This window comes from Streptomyces sp. NBC_01351 (assembly GCF_036237315.1).
GTDB lineage: Bacteria > Actinomycetota > Actinomycetes > Streptomycetales > Streptomycetaceae > Streptomyces.
Genome location: NZ_CP108356.1, coordinates 2,915,417 through 2,932,216, shown reverse-complemented (window position 1 = coordinate 2,932,216; position 16,800 = coordinate 2,915,417). Strand labels below are relative to the sequence as shown.

Genomic DNA, 16,800 nt, shown 5'->3' with positions numbered 1-16,800 from the left:
CACTCCCCGCACCAGCATGCGCGGGGATGACCCTGGAGTCCCCGTGTCGCTGCCACCCCTGGTTGAGCCAGCTGCTGAGCTCACCGTTGACGAGGTCCGCCGGTACTCGCGTCACCTGATCATCCCCGATGTCGGGATGGACGGCCAGAAGCGCCTGAAGAACGCCAAGGTGCTGGCCGTGGGCGCCGGCGGCCTCGGCTCGCCCGCCCTCATGTACCTGGCCGCGGCCGGCGTCGGCACGCTGGGCATCGTCGAGTTCGACGAGGTCGACGAGTCGAACCTGCAGCGCCAGATCATCCACAGCCAGGCCGACATCGGCCGTTCCAAGGCGGAGTCCGCGCGCGACAGCGTGCTGGGCATCAACCCCTACGTGAACGTGGTCCTTCACGAAGAGCGGCTCGAAGCCGAGAACGTGATGGAGATCTTCAGCCAGTACGACCTCATCGTCGACGGCACGGACAACTTCGCGACCCGCTACCTGGTGAACGACGCCTGCGTGCTGCTGAACAAGCCGTACGTGTGGGGCTCGATCTACCGCTTCGACGGCCAGGCCTCGGTCTTCTGGTCCGAGCACGGCCCGTGCTACCGCTGCCTCTACCCGGAGCCGCCCCCGCCGGGCATGGTCCCGAGCTGCGCCGAGGGCGGCGTGCTGGGCGTGCTCTGCGCGTCCATCGGGTCCATCCAGGTCACCGAGGCCATCAAGGTCCTCACCGGCGTCGGCGAGCCGCTGGTCGGCCGCCTGATGATCTACGACGCCCTGGAGATGCAGTACCGCCAGGTCAAGGTCCGCAAGGACCCCGACTGCGCGGTCTGCGGTCCGAACGCGACCGTCACCGAGCTCATCGACTACGAGGCCTTCTGCGGCGTCGTGTCGGAGGAGGCCCAGGAGGCGGCGCTCGGCTCGACGATCACTCCCAAGCAGCTCAAGGAGTGGATCGACACCGAGGAGGCCATCGAGATCATCGACGTCCGCGAGGTCAACGAGTACGAGATCGTCTCGATCCCCGGCGCGAAGCTGATCCCCAAGGGCGAGTTCCTGATGGGCACCGCCCTCCAGGACCTGCCGCAGGACAAGCGCATCGTCTTGCACTGCAAGACGGGTGTCCGCAGTGCGGAAGTCCTCGCGGTCCTGAAGTCCGCGGGCTTCGCGGACGCGGTCCACGTCGGTGGCGGCGTCATCGGCTGGGTCCACCAGATCGAGCCCGAGAAGCCGGTCTACTAGTCACACCCCGGAGGGGCCGTACGTGCAGCGCGCGCGTACGGCCCCTCCGTCGTGTCCGGGTGCCGTTAGGCAGCCGTGCAGACGGTGTTGGCGGCGGGGACCTTCCCGTCCAGCAGGTACGCGTTCACGGCGTTCTGCACGCAGGTGTCGCCGCTGTTGTACGCGCCGTGGCCCTCGCCCTTGTAGGTGAGCTCCACCCCGACGCCCTTGCCGAGCCGCTCCACCATCTTGCGGGCGCCCTCGTACGGGGTGGCCGGGTCGCCGGTGTTGCCGATCACCAGGATCGGTGCGGAGCCGGGGGCGGAGACGTCCGGGGTCTCCCAGGCGCCCTCGACCGGCCAGTCGGTGCAGCCCATCATGGCCCAGCCGAGGAAGTCCCCGAAGACGGGCGAGGCCGAACGGAACGTCGGCAGCTTGGCCTTGGTCTGCTCCAGCGTGTAACGCTCCTTGGAGTCCGCGCAGTTGATCGCGGAGTTCGCGGCTCCGATGTTGCTGTACCGGCCCTGCTCGTCCCTGCCGTTGAGCGCGTCGGAGAGCGCCATCAGCAGCTGCCCCTGGCCGCCGTCGGCCTCGTCGAGGCCCTGCTCCAGCAGCGGCCACAGCTCCTTGGAGTACAGGGCCTGGGCGATGCCGTTGGTCGCGGAGGTGTCGTTGAGCTGCCGGTCGCCGATGCCGGGGATCGGCTTCACGGCGAGCTCCTTCTGGAGCTTGATGACGTTCGCCTCGATCTCCTTGGCGGTGCTGCCCTGGAGCTTGCACTCGTCGCCGCGGTCCACGCAGTCCTGGGCGAAGTTGCCGAGGGCGAGCTGGAAGCCCTCAGCCTGGCCGAGCGCGCCCTCCTCGGAGGTCTTGGTCGGGTCGACGACGGCGTCGAAGACGGCCCGGCCGACGTTCTTCGGGAACAGGTGGGCGTAGACCCCGCCGAGCTCGGTGCCGTAGGAGATGCCGAAGTAGTGCAGTTTCTCGTCGCCGAGGGCCTGGCGGATGCGGTCCATGTCGCGGGCGGCGTTGGAGGTGCCGACGTGGGGGAGGACCGTGGCCGAGTTGCGCTCGCAGGCCTGCTGGAACTGCCGGATGTTCTCGACGAACGCCTTCTCCTGCTCGGGGGTGCTGGGGGAGGCGTCCTGGGCGTAGTACGCGTCCAGCTGCTTGTCGCCCTCGCAGCGGACGGGCGCGCTGCGGCCGACCCCGCGGGGGTCGAAGCTGACCAGGTCGTACCGGGCGCGCAGGGCCTCGTACTCCGTGGCGGCGCCGGGGAGGGTGGTGATGCCGGAGCCGCCGGGGCCGCCGAAGTTGAAGACGAGCGAGCCGATGCGGTTCTTCTGGTCCCGGGCCTTGGCGCGGATCAGGGCGATCGGGAGGGTCTCGCCCTCGGGCTTGGCGTAGTCGAGGGGGACGTCGAGGGTGGCGCACTGCCAGCCCTTGGGCGGGGCCTGGCCGCCGCCCTCCAGCGGGGTGGGGGCGGGGCAGTCGCCCCACTTCAGCGGCTTGGCGGGGCCGGTCCCATCGGCGTTCCCCTTCTTCCCGCTCCCGCCGTCGTCTGAGCAGGCGGCCGTCGTGAGCAGGGCGGCGGCGAGCGTGGCGGCGGCGGTGACCCGCCAGGCGTTTCTGGGCATGCCCTCATCCTCGACGGCCTCCCCCTTTCGCGCCCCCGCGCTGACCCAAACGGGGCCCCGACCCCCGTCCGGGCTGCGCCCGACCCCCGTCCGGGCTCGGCCCAGGCCCTGTCCGGGCTGTGCCCGTGCCCCCGTCCGGGGGCGCCCAGACGCTGTCCGGCTCCGCCGAGGGCAAATCCAGCCCCTCCGGCGTTTGAGGAGCGGGTCCGGGCGGAGCCCGGTGCCCGGCGGAGCCGGGTTTCTCCCCCAGCTACCGCTGGGAGGTGCCCCCAGGGGCTCCGCCCCAGACCCTCCCCCAGACTCCGTCCGGGGGGACCCCCACTCCTCAAACGCCGGAGGGGCTGGAAATGCCCCGGCAGGGGCGGAACAGTGCGGGCTGGGGCTGGATGTGCCCTCGGCGGAGCCGACGGGCCCGGGCGGGGCCCGAGGTGAGCGGCGGGCCGGACGGGGCTGGGCGGGGCCCCGGTGAGGGGGGAGGTCGGGGCCTTCGCCGGGTCGCAGAGGGCGTCGCCCAGTCCGACGGCGGCCGCCAGTTCCACGGCCTCCGGCCGCAGGGCCATGAAGGATTCCGCGCCCTCGTCGACGGTGATGCCGGCGGTGGTGCCGGTGCGGAGCTTGCCGCCGACCTTGCCGTGGCTCTCCAGTACGGTCACGTCGGCCTGGCCGCGCAACTGCCACGCGGCGGCCAGCCCGCTGATTCCGCCACCGATGACGATCACTGAACGCATTGTCTTCTCCCGCGACGGACGGACATGGCCGATATGTTCCCATTTGAAACTTATGGCAGGCGCAGGGGTCGGCACCTCATGCCTTCGGCCAGAGCCCGGACGTCCTCCGGGTAGGGGAAGCTGCCGGGCTCGGGGGTGCGGGTCCCCTGCAGGGGCGGGGTCGCGGTGCGGGTGTGCCGCTGCGCGGAGCCGTCCCCTACCCGCCCTTCCACCGTTCCCCGGGGCGGAGCCCCAGGTCTTTCAGCCGCGCCGGCGATTGAGGCGCGGGCGCGGAGCGCCGTCGGGGTAACGGGGAACTCACGGCGCGGGCGGCAGCCGAAACGGGGCGGGCGCGCACCCCGGCCCCCGTACCGAGCCGGAGGCTAAATGGCTTCCTTGCGGGTCAGGAAGTTGAAGGAGATCCAGCCCGGCAGCACCGGCAGCCAGAACGTCATCAGGCGGAACAGCAGGACCGCCGAGATGGCGACCTCCTTCTCCAGACCCGCCGCGATCAGACCCAGCGTCAGCGTCGTCTCCACCGCGCCGATACCACCCGGCGTCGGCGCCGCCGACCCCAGCGCGTTGCCCGCCAGGAAGACCACCGCGATGCTCGCGTAGCTGATGGCCTGCCCGCCGCCGAACGCGCGGATCGACGCGTCCAGGCACATCACGAAGCAGCCCGTCAGCAGCAGCATCCCGCCGATGCCCGTCATCAGCTTCTGCGGCCGCTGGAGCACGTCCAGCATGCGCGGCACCACGCCCGCGAAGAGCGCCCGCACCCGCGTCACGACGAACTTCCGCATGAACGGGACCGCCGTCACCACCAGCACCAGGACCGCCACCGTCAGCAGGCCGGCGATGACCGTCCTCGACGGGGTCATCTCGGGGGTCTTCTCGGTGCCCGTCAGGTAGCCGAAGGACAGCAGCAGCAGGATGTGGCTGGCCAGCCCGAACAGCTGCGAGGCGCCCACGCTCGCGACCGCGAGCCCCGGCCGGATCCCGGCCCGCTGGAGGAAGCGCGTGTTCAGGGCGACACCGCCCACCGCCGCCGGTGCCACCAGCTTCACGAACGACCCGGCGACCTGCGCGACCACCGTCCGCAGGAACGGCACCCGCTCCGGCACGAAGCCCAGCAGGCTCATCGCCGCCGCGAAGTAGCTGAGCGCCGAGAAGGCGAGCGCCGCCCCGACCCAGCCCCACTGCGCCTTGCCGACGATGGTCGCGAAGTCCACGTGGGCGAGCTGGGTGAGCAGGAAGTACGCGCCGAACGCGCCCGCGATGAACGACACCAGCGTGCGCGGCCGGATCCGCTCCAGCCGGGCCGGCTCCACCGGGGCCTGCGGGCGGATCAGCAGCACCTGCTGGCGGATCTGGCTGAGCAGGTCCTCCTCGCGGGCCCCGTCCAGCGCGTCGTCCAGCGCCTTCTTCTCGGCCTTGCGGTCGGCCGCTGCCGCCGCCGACGACGCGGAACCCGAGCCGCCCGAGGCCGCCGCGTCCGCCTCGCGCGCCGCCTTCGCCGCCCGCGAGGACTCCAGTACGGCCTCCCGCTGCCGGTCCGCCCGCTCCCGCGCCAGCTTGCGCAGCGTCGCCCGGGTGGACCGGCTCAGCGCGATCGGCTGGAGCAGCGGCAGGCAGTCCGCCACGGTGTCGGGGCCGAGCACCGACACCGCCGAGGCGACGGCGCGCTCCGCGCCGACCCGCAGGCCGAGGGTGGTCAGCAGCTGCGCGATGTCCATCCGCAGGACCAGATCGCCGGCCGCGATCTCACCGCCGCGCAGGTCGGTGAGGATGACGTTGCCGGAACGATCCACCAGCAGCGCGTCCCCGGTGAGCCGCCGGTGCGCGATCCGCCGCGACTGCAGCGCCCGTACCTGCTTCCACGTGCTGCGGGTCAGGTCGTCCGTGATCTCCTCGTCGGGGAGGGAGTCCAGGGTGCGGCCGTCCAGGTGCTCGTACACGAGCATCACGGCGTCCGGGCCGAGCTCCGAGGTGGCGATCAGCTTCGGCGCGTTCGCCCCGGCCGCGATGGCCGCGTACGCGAGCAGCGCCTCCTGCTCCAGCGCCTGGCGCAGCGACTGGAGGCTGCGCCGGGTGGTGATGCCGCGCAGGGTGAGCCGGCGCCAGACCCGGTAGAAGAAGCCCTGGGCCTGCTGCTCGCGGTCGACGACGGTGACGTCGAGCGGTGGCCCGTCCTCCAGGGTGACGTGGTACCGCCGGCCCCGGTCGGTGACCTCGGAGGCCTCCGAGCCGCCCTCCGTGAGCTCGGCGCGCATCGCGCTGACCGGCTGGAAGCCGACCCGGCGCAGCCCCGCGAGGAGGTTCTGCCCGGTGGGGCGCACGTTCGGCGAGCCGACGGCGTACAGGGTCCCGTACGCCACGCTCCAGCCGATGAGCACGGTGAGGATGATCGAGAAGGGCGTGGTGTAGCCGCTGACCAGCATCGTGAAGGCGTCGAGCAGCAGCACCACCCACAGCGCCACGCGCCAGTGCGGTCTGCGGGTCATCCCGACGGCGCACATGTACGCGATCACGGGCGCGAGGTAGCCGTGCACCGGATCGGTGAGGTCCCCGGTGGCCCCGGCGGACTGGGTGAGGGCTTCCTGGATGGTCTCGGGGGCGGCCTGGGAGACCCACAGGTCGGTGGCGAGGGTCACCCCGTGCGCGAGGACGGCCGCGAGGACGCCGTCTGCGATGCGCAGTCCGTCGCGCTTGATCAGCCGCTCGATGGCGAAGGCGACGGGGAGCAGCAGCACGGCGATGCTGGAGACCAGCGCGGCGACCTTGATCAGCAGGTCGGGCGCGGCGCCGGTGCCCTGGTTGATGTCCGCTTCCAGCCCGGCGGTGGTGCCGTGGGCGAAGGCGGCGATGGCGAGGACGACGGCGATGCCGAGGATGCCGACGAGGAGCCGTACGAGGTCGGACGGCCGGTGCACGCGGGCGGCGAGCAGCGGTTCGTCGACCTCGACCTGATCCGCGGCCGTGACGGGGTGACCGTGCGGGCCGTCCTCGGGGACGCCGGCCGGGCCGTGCCCGGGGCCGTGCTCCGGGTCGCCCTCCGGCCCGTGCTCCGGGCCGTGCTCGGGGGACGGCGGGCGGGATTCGTCGGGGTGGGGACGGGGGTGGGTGTCGCCGCGCTGGGGGTCGGGGTCGCCGTCGCCCGGGCGCGCGTCGCCGTCCGCCGCCGCGCCGTTCGGAGGGCTCACACCCTGCTCCTTCGTCGTCACTTCCGTCTCTTCTTGATCACGTATCACCAGTCACCGCCCGGAAGATGGTGGCACGGACCGACCGGGGAGCGGGGCATCAGGGTGCGCGCCGGTATGGAACCCGAGCTTCCGCCGAGGGGCCGCCGGCGTGCTGCACCATGGGCCGGATGAGCGAGGAGCTGCCCGCCTACGCGGAGCACGTACTGGAGGTGGCCGAGCGGATTCCGCCCGGCCGGGTGATGACGTACGGCGACGTCGCCGAGTGGCTCGGCGAGGGAGGGCCGCGTCAAGTCGGGCGCGTCATGGCCCTCTACGGAGGATCCGTGCCCTGGTGGCGCGTGGTGCGGGCGGACGGCGTACCGCTGCCCGGGCACGAGCTGCGCGCCCTGGAGCACTACCGGGCGGAGGCCACCCCGCTGCGCCTGACGGGCGCCGGCGAGGCACGGCTGGACATGCGCCGGGCGCGCTGGGACGGGGCCCCCGGGGCCCCCGGACAGGACGGCACGCGCGACGAGGCTCACACCTGACAGCTTCGGCCATGCGCGGCCCGGGCGGGCGGTCGGGCGACGATGCGAACGCCCGTACGGGGTACCCGGGGGGACTGCGCGGCGTCGGCCGGTTGCCGTAGCGTTGCCTCTTCGGCTTCTTCGGTTCCTCGGCGAACCGTCGCGGCACCACCCGCAGCACCCGCAGACCCTGGGGCCCCCGGGGACCCCGTAGACCCACCAGGACCGGCACCTCACGTGATCACCTCTCCCTCCGACGACCGCCGCGCAGAACGGCGGCGTACGCGGACCCCCGACGCGTACCGCCTCGTGCGCACCGGGCCGGAACGGGTGGATCCCCCTGTCCTGGACGCAGCCCAGCGGTCGGTGGTTGAGCACCCGGGCGGCCCCCTGCTCGTCCTGGCCGGACCGGGCACGGGCAAAACGACCACCCTGGTCGAGGCCGTCACCGCCCGCGTGGAATCGGGCACCGACCCGGCCCGCATCCTCATCCTCACCTTCAGCCGCAAGGCCGCGGTCGAACTGCGCGACCGGGCCGCCGTGCGGCTGGGCGGCGCGAGGGCGCCGCAGGCCACCACCTTCCACTCCTTCTGCTACGGCCTGGTCCGCGCCCACCAGGACACCGACCTCTTCGCGGACCCGCTGCGGCTGCTGTCGGGCCCCGAGCAGGACGTCATGGTCCGCACCCTCCTGGAGGGCCAGCGCCGGCTCCCCCCGGGTGACTCCATCCGCTGGCCGGACGACCTGCGGGCCGCGCTGACCACGCGCGGCTTCGCGGACGAGGTCCGAGCCGTCCTGGCCCGCGCCCGCGAACTGGGCCTGGGCCCCTCCGCGCTCTCCTCGTTCGCCGACCGCATCGGCCGCCCGGACTGGAAGGCGGCCGCCGCCTTCCTCTCCGAGTACCTGGACGTCCTGGACCTCCAGGGCATGCTCGACTACGCGGAACTCCTCCACCGCGCCGTGCTCCTCGCGGAGCGCACCCCGTCCCTTTCCTCCTCCTACGACGCGATCTTCGTGGACGAGTACCAGGACACGGACGCCTCCCAGCTGCGGCTGCTGCGCGCGCTGACTGGCCCGGGCGGCACGCTGACCGCCTTCGGCGACCCCGACCAGTCGATCTACGCCTTCCGCGGCGCCGACATCAACAACACCCTGGACTTCGAGTCCGCCTTCCCCGGCGCGACGGTCCGGGCCCTGACGACGGGCCGCCGCTCGCGCGCGGCGGTACTGGCCGCGACCCGCCTCCTCACCACCCGCATGCCCCTGCCCCGCCTCCCGGCAGCCGCCGTCCGCGCGCACCGCGCCCTCACGCCCACGCGGGAGGGCGGCTCGGTGGAGGTGTACACGTACCCCACGGCGGGCGCCGAGCTGGACAACATCGCCGACATCCTGCGCCGCGCCCACCTGGAGGACGGCGTCCCGTGGCAGGACATGGCCGTACTGGTCCGCTCCGGCGGCCGCACCCTCCCGGCGATGCGCCGCGCCCTGATCACGGCGGGGGTCCCGGCGGAAACCGACGCCACCGCCACCCCCCTCCGCCACGAACCATCGGTAGCCCCCCTCCTCACAGCCCTCCGCACGGCAGCCACCCCGACAACCCCGAGCCCGCCGGCCCCGTCCACCCCGGCGGCCCCGTCCACCCCGGCGGCCCCGTCCACCCCGGCGGCCCCGTCCACCCCGGCGGCCCCGTCCACCCCGGCGGCCCCGTCCACCCCGGCGGCCCCGTCCACCCCGGCGGCCCCGTCCACCCCGGCGGCCCCGGCTGCGCCGAGCCCGGCCGACCCGGCGGCCCCGGCTGCGCCGAGCCCGGCCGATCCGGCGGCCCCGGCCCCGCCTGTGCCGAGCCCGGCCGAGGGCGACCTCGCCGCAGGCGAACCGGTGCCCGGTCCGCAGGACCAGCCCGCCGCAGGCGAGGCCGCTGCCGGGCCGGGCGAGCTTGCTGGCGACTTCGGGGCGGGTGGGCGGGAATCCCTCCCCGACCCCGCCGAGGCGACCGGCCCCGCCGAGGCCACGGCCCCCGGCCTGGGGCCGGACGCCGAGCACGCCGAGCCCGCCGCAGGCGGCCCGCACCCCGAGCCCGCCGCAGGCGAGGGGTGGATCGGGGTCGAGGCCGCGCTCACCCTCCTCGGCTCCCCCCTCGGGGGGATGGACGCCGCCGACCTGCGGCGACTCGGCCGCGCCCTGCGTGACGAGGAGCGCGCCGCAGGCGTCAAGGTGCCCGCGCCCTCCGACGTGCTGCTCGCCCGCGCCCTCGCCGAGCCCGAGCGGCTCACCGCGCACGACCCCGCCTACGCCCGCGGCGCGCAACGCCTCGGCCTCCTCCTCCGCAAGGCCCGCGAGCTCCTCCAGGGCGGCGGCACCGCCGAAGAGGCCCTGTGGACCCTCTGGGACGGCACCACCTGGCCCGACCGGCTGGAGCGCCAGGCCCGCCGGGGCGGTACCGCCGGCCGCAACGCCGACCGCGACCTCGACGCCGTCTGCGCCCTCTTCGACACCGCCGCCCGCGCGGAGGAACGTACCGGCGGCCGCGGCGCCCTCAACTTCCTCGAACAGCTGGAGGCCGAGGACATCGCCGCCGACACCCTCACCACCCGCACCGCCCGCCCCGACGCCGTCCGGCTCATGACCGCCCACCGTTCCAAGGGCCTCGAATGGGGCCTCGTCGTCGTCGCCGGAGTCCAGGAGGGCCTCTGGCCCGACCTCCGCCGCCGCGGCTCCCTCCTGGAGGCCGACCGCATCGGCCGCGACGGCCTCGCCGAGCCCCTCACCCCCGGCGCGCTCCTCGCCGAGGAGCGCCGCCTGTTCTACGTCGCAGCCACCCGCGCCCGCGACCGCCTCGTCGTCACCGCCGTCAAGGCCCCCGCCGAGGACGGTGACCAGCCCTCCCGCTTCCTCACCGAGCTCGGCGTCACCCCGAAGGACGTCAGCGGCCGCCCCCGCCGCCCCCTCGCCGTGCCCGCGCTCGTCGCCGAGCTGCGCGCCACCACCGTCGACCCGGAGGCATCCCCGGCCCTGCGCGAGGCCGCCGCCCGCCGCCTCGCCCGCCTCGCCGCCCTCACCGACGACGAGGACCGCCCGCTCGTACCCGCCGCGCACCCGCAGCGCTGGTGGGGCCTGTACGAACCCACCCGCAGCAGCGTCCCCCTGCGCGACCGCGACCGCCCCGTCGCCCTGTCCGGCAGCGCCCTGGAGCAGCTCGCCAACACCTGCTCCCTCCAGTGGTTCCTCGGCCGCGAGGTCAAGGCCGACGCCCCCTCCACCGCCGCCCAGGGCTTCGGCAACGTCGTCCACGTCCTCGCCGACGAGGTCGCCTCCGGCCGCACCCCCGCCGACCTGGCCGTCCTCATGGAACGCCTCGACTCCGTGTGGGACGCCCTCGCCTTCGACGCGCCCTGGAAGTCCCGCCAGGAGAAGGACAACGCCCGCGCCGCGCTCGAACGCTTCCTGCGCTGGCACACCACCGACCGTGGCGGCCGGACCGCCATCGCCACGGAGCACGAGTTCGACGTCACCCTAGACGCGGGCGAGTACGCCGTCCGCATCCGCGGCTCCATGGACCGCGTCGAGGCCGACCCCCAGGGCCGCGCCTACGTCGTCGACTTCAAGACCGGCAAGTCCGCGCCCACGAAGGCCGAGGTCGCGCGCCATCCCCAGCTCGCCGTCTACCAGCTCGCGGTCCGCGAGGGCGCCGTCGACGAGGTCTTCGACGGGCTGCGCCCCGAGCCCGGCGGCGCCGAGCTCGTGCAGCTCCGCCAGGGCTCCGACGACCCCAAGATCCAGGCCCAGCAGCCGCTCGACGGCGAGTGGGTCGGCGACCTCCTCGCCACCGCCGCCGGCCGGGTCCTCGAGGAGCGCTTCGCGCCCGTCGCCGGCCGCCAGTGCGACCACTGCTCCTTCCGCGCCTCCTGCAGCGCCCGCCCCGAGGGCCGCCAGACGGTCGAGTGACCGGCCGGACCGTCGAGTGACCTGCCGGACCGTCGAGTGAACCGACGGACCGTCACGGCGGTCGGGGCTGTCAGTCCGTCCGGCTAGCCTCTTTACGTGTCCGCGCGTCCGTCCGTCCTCACCGATCCCGAGCAGCTCAAGGAGCTCCTCGGGATCCCCTTCACGCCCGAACAGATGGCCTGCGTCACCGCCCCGCCCGCCCCGCAGGTCGTCGTCGCGGGCGCCGGCTCCGGCAAGACCACCGTCATGGCCGCCCGCGTGGTCTGGCTCGTCGGCACCGGCGCGGTCGCGCCCGAGCAGGTCCTCGGCCTGACCTTCACCAACAAGGCCGCCGGCGAACTGGCCGAGCGCGTGCGCAAGGCCCTCGCGCGGGCCGGCATCACCGACCCGGACCCTTCCCCGGCCGAGGCCGACGCGGCGGGCGGCGAGCCGCGCATCTCCACGTACCACGCCTTCGCCGGCCAGCTCCTCAAGGACCACGGCCTGCGCATCGGCCTGGAGCCGGCCTCCCGGCTGCTCGCCGACGCCACCCGCTTCCAGCTCGCCGCGAAGGTGCTCCGCGAGGCCCCCGGCCCGTACCCCTCGCTCACCAAATCCGTCCCCGACCTGGTCGGCGACCTGCTCGCGCTGGACGCGGAGCTCTCCGAGCACCTCGTCGAGCCCGCCGAACTGCGCGCGTACGACACCGCGCTCCTGGACGCCCTCGCCGACGCCAAGCTGACCAACGAGGACCTGCGCAAGGTCCCCGAGGCCGTGCGCGGCCGGCTGGAACTGCTGGAGCTCGTCGCCCGCTACCGCGCCGCCAAACGCTCCCGCGACCTCTTCGACTTCAGCGACCAGATAGCCCTCTCCGCGCGGCTCGCCACCACCCGCCCCGAGGTGGGCGCGCTGCTGCGCGAGGAGTTCAAGGTGGTCCTCCTCGACGAGTACCAGGACACCTCCGTGGCGCAGCGGCTCCTCCTCTCGGGCCTCTTCGGCGCGGGCACCGGGCACGCGGTGACCGCCGTCGGCGACCCCTGCCAGGCGATCTACGGCTGGCGCGGCGCCTCCGTGGCCAACCTCGACGACTTCCCCGAGCACTTCCCGCACGCCGACGGCAGCCCCGCCACCCGGCTCTCCCTCAGCGAGAACCGGCGCAGCGGCGGCCGCCTGCTCGACCTGGCCAACGGCCTCGCCGCCCCGCTGCGCGAGATGCACGAGGGCGTCGAGGCCCTGCGCGCGGCGCCGGGAGCGGAGCGGGACGGATCCGTGCGCTGCGCGCTGCTCCCGACCCACGCCGAGGAGCTCGAGTGGCTCGGGGACTCCGTCGCACACCTGGTGCGCACGGGCACCGAGCCGGGGGAGATCGCGGTGCTGTGCCGCTCCGCCGGGGACTTCGCGCAGATCCAGGCCGTACTGGTGGCCCGGGACGTGCCGGTGGAGGTCGTCGGCCTGTCCGGCCTGCTGCACCTCCCCGAGGTCGCGGACCTCGTCGCGGTCTGCGAGGTGCTCCAGGACCCGGGGGCCAACGCCTCCCTCGTCCGGCTCCTCATCGGCCCGCGCTGGCGGATCGGCGCGCGCGACCTGGCCCTGCTGGGCCGCCGGGCACGCCTGCTGATCGGCCGGGCCGCGTCCTCGTCCGACGACGCGGACGAACGCCTCGCGGCGGCCGTCGAGGGCGTGGACCCGGCGGAGATCATCTCCCTGGCCGACGCCCTGGAGACCTTCCTCGACGGAGCCGGACAGGCCCCGGACGACCTGCCCTTCTCCGCCGACGCCCGGGTCCGCTTCGCGCACCTCGCGCAGGAACTCCGCGACCTGCGCCGCTCCCTCGCGGACCCCCTGATGGACGTCCTGCACCGCGTCCTGACCGCCACCGGCCTCGACGTGGAACTCTCCGCGTCCCCGCACGCCCTGGCCGCCCGCCGCCGCGAGACCCTCTCCAACTTCATGGACGTGGCCGCCGGCTTCGCCGCCCTGGACGGCGAGGCCACCCTCCTCGCCTTCCTCGCCTTCCTCCGCACGGCGGCCCAGTACGAGAAGGGCCTGGACCACGCCCTGCCGGGCGGGGAGAACACGGTCAAGGTCCTGACGGCCCACAAGTCCAAGGGCCTGGAGTGGGACGTGGTCGTCGTCCCCGACCTGTGCGCGGGTTCCTTCCCGAAGGAGAAGGCCCCGGAGGCCTGGACCTCGTACGCGAAGGTGCTCCCGTACGCCCTGCGCGGCGACGCCGCCACCCTGCCGGGGGACCCGGCCTGGACCTCGGCGGGCCTGAAGGCCTTCAAGGGCGCCCTCAAGGACCACAAGGCCACGGAGGAACTCCGCCTGGGCTACGTGACCTTCACCCGTCCCCGTTCCCTCCTCCTGGCCTCGGGCCACTGGTGGGGCCCGACCCAGAAGAAGCGCCGGGGGCCCTCCGCCTTCCTCACGGCCCTCTACGAGCACTGCGCGGCCGGCTTCGGCGAGATCGAGGCCTGGGCCGAGGAACCCGACCCGACCGCCGAGAACCCTGCCCTCGCGGACGACTCCACCCCGGACCACTCCTGGCCCCTCCCCCTGGACCCTGCCTCCCTCACCCTCCGCCGCGCGGCGGCAGCCCTGGTCGAGTCCTACCTGGCCACCCCGCCCCCGCCCCAGCCCCCGGAGGACACCTACCTCTGGCCCCCCTCCTGCGAGGACCCGTCCTACGAGGACGAACCCTGGCCGGACGACCCAACCTGGCCCGAAGCCCCGACCCCCGAGCCGGCCACGGCCTCGCACCCTGCCGGACGGGTTCCCGAACCCGCCACGGGGCCGGCCCCCGCCGTCCCCCGGGCAGCCGACCCCTGGGCCGAGCCCCACCCCGCCGCCACAGCCACCGCCGGGGCCGCAGGCGTGCCCCCTGCCGGGGTCCGGGGTGGAGCCCCCGGCACGTCCCCGGCCGTGGACGACCCCTGGGCAGCCGACCCCTGGGCAGCCGACCCCTGGGCCGAGCCCCACCCCGCCGCCACAGCCAGCGCCGGGGCCGCAGGCATGCCCCCCACCGGGGTCCGGGGCGGAGCACCGGTTTCGGGAAGGGGCGGGGTGGGGGAAAGAACCTCCCCGCACGCCCCCGCCGACCCGCACGACGAGGACCTCTGGCCGGAGGCCGATCTCTGGGCCCCCGCCGAGGCCCGGCCCGCCGCCGTCCCGGCCCCGCCCGGGGCCCAGGGCAGCGCCCCGTACGACGACGACCTCTGGCCGGAGGACCAGGCCGGGCCCCGCCCCGCCCACGGCGCAGCCGTGCCCGCCTCCGGCGCTCCCGGCCCCGCCCCCGCCCGAGGCCAGGACGCCGAGGACCCGTGGGCCGGTGAGGCCTGGGCCGGGGAAGCCCCGCGAGCCGCCGCCGGCACCCCCGGCCCGACCCCCGCCGGGAGGCGGGCGGCGGCGACCCCCCTCACCCCCGAGGAGGCGAGGGAAATCGCCTCCTGGGACCGGGACCTCGACGCCCTGGAGGGCGAGCTCCGCCGTGCCCGCGCGGCCGTGCGGGACGTCGTGCTGCCGGCCGCCCTCTCCGCGAGCCAGCTGCTCCGCCTCGCCGCCGACGAGCAGGGTTTCGTACGCGACCTCGCCCGCCCCATGCCCAAGCCCCCGCAGCCGGCCGCCCGCCAGGGCACCCGCTTCCACGCCTGGGTGGAGTCCCGCTTCGACGAGCTCCCGCTGCCGCTGCTCGACGTCCTCGACCCCGCCACCGAGCTGCCCGGCTCCGACCAGGAGGTCGCGGACGAGGCCGACCTCGACTCCCTCAAGGCCGCCTTCGAGCGCAGCGAGTACGCAGACCGCCCTCCCCACCGCATGGAGGCGCCCGTCCAGCTCACCCTCGCGGGCCGGGTCATCCGCGGCCGGATCGACGCCGTGTACCGCACCGACACCGGCGGCTACGAGATCGTCGACTGGAAGACCGGCCGCACCACCGAGGCCGACCCCCTCCAGCTCGCCGTGTACCGCCTGGCCTGGGCGGAGGCCACGAACACCCCCCTCGACCAGGTCACGGCCGCCTTCCTGCACGTGCGCAGCGGCCGCGTGATCCGCCCCCGCAACCTGCCCGACCGGGCCCGCCTTGAGCGGATCCTCCAAGGCAAATCGGGCACGGACGGTGCCCATCAGGTGGACGGCTAGGCTCGTGGCCATGAGCCTCAGCACGCCGGACAGCGTCGTCCGCACGTACATCGACACCCACCGCGCAGCCTTCCTCGACGACCTCGCCGAGTGGCTCCGCATCCCCTCCGTCTCGGCGCAGCCCGAGCACGCGGGAGACGTACGCCGCAGCGCCGAATGGCTGGCCGCGAAGCTCAAGGAGACCGGCTTCCCGGTCGCCGAAGTCTGGACCCCTTCCGACGCAAAGACGGGCGCCGGAGGCTCCGGCGCCCCCGCCGTCTTCGCGCACTGGCCGAGCGAGGACCCGCAGGCCCCCACCGTCCTCGTGTACGGGCACCACGACGTGCAGCCCGCCGCCCTCGCCGACGGCTGGCACACCGAGCCGTTCGAGCCGGTGATCAAGGACGGCCGCATGTACGGCCGCGGCGCCGCCGACGACAAGGGCCAGGTCTTCTTCCACACCCTCGGCGTCCGCGCCCACCTGGCGGCCACCGGCGCCGCCGCCCCCGCCGTGCACCTCAAGCTCCTCATCGAGGGCGAGGAGGAGTCCGGCTCCACGAACTTCCGCGCGCTCGTCGAGGCCCGCGCCGCCGAGCTCGCCGCCGACGTCGTGATCGTCTCCGACACGGGCATGTGGTCCGAGACCACCCCCACCGTGTGCACCGGCATGCGCGGCGTCGCCGACTGCGAGATCGACTTCCACGGCCCGGACCAGGACATCCACTCCGGCGCCTTCGGCGGGGCCGTGCCCAACCCGGCCACCGCCGCCGCCCGCCTGGTCGCCGCCCTGCACGACGAAGACGGCCGCGTCACGATCCCCGGCTTCTACGACAACATCGCCGAGCTCACCGACACCGAGCGCGCGCTCATCGCCGAGCTGCCCTTCGACGAAGCCGAGTGGCTGCGCACGGCCAAGTCCCACGCGGCCTCCGGCGAGGCCGGCTACTCCACCCTGGAGCGCGTCTGGGCCCGCCCGACCGCCGAGGTCAACGGCATCGGCGGCGGCTACCAGGGCCCCGGCGGCAAGACGATCGTGCCCGCCTCCGCCCACCTGAAGCTCTCGTTCCGCCTGGTGTCCGGGCAGGACCCGTACGAGGTCGAGGCGGCCGTCAGGGACTGGGTGGCCGCCCGGATCCCGGACGGAATCCGCCACGACATCACCTTCGGCGCCCCGACCCGCCCGTGCCTGACCCCGCTGGACCACCCCGCCCTGCAGTCCGTCGTACGGGCCATGGGCCGCGCCTTCGGCGAGAAGGTCCGCTTCACGCGCGAGGGCGGCTCCGGACCGGCGGCGGACCTCCAGGACGTCCTGGACGCGCCCGTCCTCTTCCTCGGCATCTCGGTACCCTCCGACGGCTGGCACTCGCCGAACGAGAAGGTCGAGCTGGACCTCCTCCTCAAGGGCGTCGAGACGACCGCCTACCTGTGGGGCGACCTGGCCGCCACGCAGCGCCGCGGGCCCGCATGACACCTGTACCCGCGGCACCCGCCGTACCCGCCATACCC

The 16,800-nt window shown here is 74.5% G+C and carries 8 protein-coding genes; 5 read left to right on the top strand and 3 right to left on the bottom strand.

Annotation, left to right across the window (positions count from 1 at the left end):
• The first annotated feature begins 43 nt into the window (after positions 1-43).
• On the top strand, positions 44-1,222 hold the full coding sequence (moeZ, locus tag OG625_RS12980) for an adenylyltransferase/sulfurtransferase MoeZ (protein WP_329379498.1): 1,179 nt from the start codon (positions 44-46) through the stop codon (positions 1,220-1,222).
• Between the two features lie 65 nt (positions 1,223-1,287).
• Here moeZ and OG625_RS12975 read toward each other — a convergent pair whose 3' ends face one another.
• The 3 genes from OG625_RS12975 to OG625_RS12965 all read right to left on the bottom strand — a co-directional run bounded on the left by OG625_RS12975 (position 1,288) and on the right by OG625_RS12965 (position 6,796).
• The gene (locus OG625_RS12975; RefSeq protein WP_443067887.1) at positions 1,288-2,787 is read right to left on the bottom strand and encodes an alpha/beta hydrolase; all 1,500 of its coding nucleotides are present in this window, start codon (positions 2,785-2,787) and stop codon (positions 1,288-1,290) included.
• Positions 2,703-3,566, bottom strand: coding sequence for an FAD-dependent oxidoreductase (locus OG625_RS41435; RefSeq protein ID WP_443067703.1), 864 nt, complete (start codon positions 3,564-3,566; stop codon positions 2,703-2,705). The genes OG625_RS12975 and OG625_RS41435 overlap by 85 nt, the downstream gene beginning before the upstream one ends.
• Positions 3,567-3,928: 362 nt before the next feature.
• The gene (locus OG625_RS12965; protein ID WP_329379494.1) at positions 3,929-6,796 is read right to left on the bottom strand and encodes a flippase-like domain-containing protein; all 2,868 of its coding nucleotides are present in this window, start codon (positions 6,794-6,796) and stop codon (positions 3,929-3,931) included.
• 110 nt (positions 6,797-6,906) lie between these two features.
• Here OG625_RS12965 and OG625_RS12960 point away from each other — a divergent pair, with 110 nt between their 5' ends.
• The 4 genes from OG625_RS12960 to OG625_RS12945 all read left to right on the top strand — a co-directional run bounded on the left by OG625_RS12960 (position 6,907) and on the right by OG625_RS12945 (position 16,762).
• Positions 6,907-7,275 carry an MGMT family protein gene (locus OG625_RS12960; protein ID WP_443067702.1) on the top strand — a complete coding sequence of 123 codons (369 nt, stop codon included), beginning with the start codon at positions 6,907-6,909 and terminating at the stop codon, positions 7,273-7,275.
• A gap of 219 nt (positions 7,276-7,494) precedes the next feature.
• Entirely contained in the window at positions 7,495-11,199 is a 3,705-nt protein-coding gene (locus OG625_RS12955; RefSeq protein ID WP_443067886.1) for an ATP-dependent helicase, read from the top strand.
• A 96-nt stretch (positions 11,200-11,295) separates the two neighbouring features.
• Complete coding sequence (locus OG625_RS12950) at positions 11,296-15,315, top strand: UvrD-helicase domain-containing protein (protein WP_329379488.1); 4,020 nt, start codon at positions 11,296-11,298, stop codon at positions 15,313-15,315.
• Positions 15,316-15,325: 10 nt separating this feature from the next.
• Complete coding sequence (locus tag OG625_RS12945) at positions 15,326-16,762, top strand: dipeptidase (protein ID WP_329379486.1); 1,437 nt, start codon at positions 15,326-15,328, stop codon at positions 16,760-16,762.
• Positions 16,763-16,800: the final 38 nt, after the last annotated feature.

Bases quoted from the DNA above. Each gene is read 5' to 3' on its own strand.
- OG625_RS12960 (WP_443067702.1), top strand. From the start codon at position 6,907: ATGGGCCGGATGAGCGAGGAGCTGCCCGCCTACGCGGAGCACGTACTG.
- OG625_RS41435 (WP_443067703.1), bottom strand. From the start codon at position 3,566: ATGCGTTCAGTGATCGTCATCGGTGGCGGAATCAGCGGGCTGGCCGCC.
- OG625_RS12945 (WP_329379486.1), top strand. From the start codon at position 15,326: ATGAGCCTCAGCACGCCGGACAGCGTCGTCCGCACGTACATCGACACC.